The sequence below is a fragment of the Pedobacter sp. ASV12 genome (assembly GCF_016429155.1).
Lineage (GTDB): Bacteria > Bacteroidota > Bacteroidia > Sphingobacteriales > Sphingobacteriaceae > Pedobacter.
Genome location: NZ_JAELUC010000308.1, coordinates 1 through 434 on the forward strand (window position 1 = coordinate 1; position 434 = coordinate 434).

1 pseudogene is annotated in these 434 nt (G+C 47.0%); it reads right to left on the minus strand.

Annotated features, from left to right (window positions below):
• Nucleotides 1–386: pseudogene (locus JHD69_RS21215) on the minus strand (hypothetical protein); the annotation flags it as partial.
• Nucleotides 387–434 lie beyond the last annotated feature (48 nt).

The window sequence follows — 434 nt, forward strand, 5'->3', positions numbered from 1 at the left end:
GCAATCACAGGATCGTAGAACCTGGCTCCATAATCATACTGTCCGTCATCACCAGCTACTCCCAGCTCATTTTGCATCTCCTTTCCATTATAAAGGTAATTATTGGTGCCACCGTTTCCTGTTTTGCGTTTTCCGAAGGCGTAGTAGTCGTCAGACTGCAGTTTTTCCAACAATCCAGTTGTTGGGTTTTTATGTAGGGTGTAGCGTACGTTGCCTAGGTGATCGGTAAGATTATACTCGTAACTATAGATACCGATAATATTTCTGGCAATCCCTTCTTCAACAGGCTCTGCTTTCGGAGCTGGTTCTTCTTTGGGAGCCTCAACAGGCTTCTCTGCTACAGGTTTTTCTGCAGGAGGCGTATAGGAATGCTGTCTCTTATACACATCTGACGCTGCCGACGAACCACGACATGGGTAGATGTCGGTGGGGGG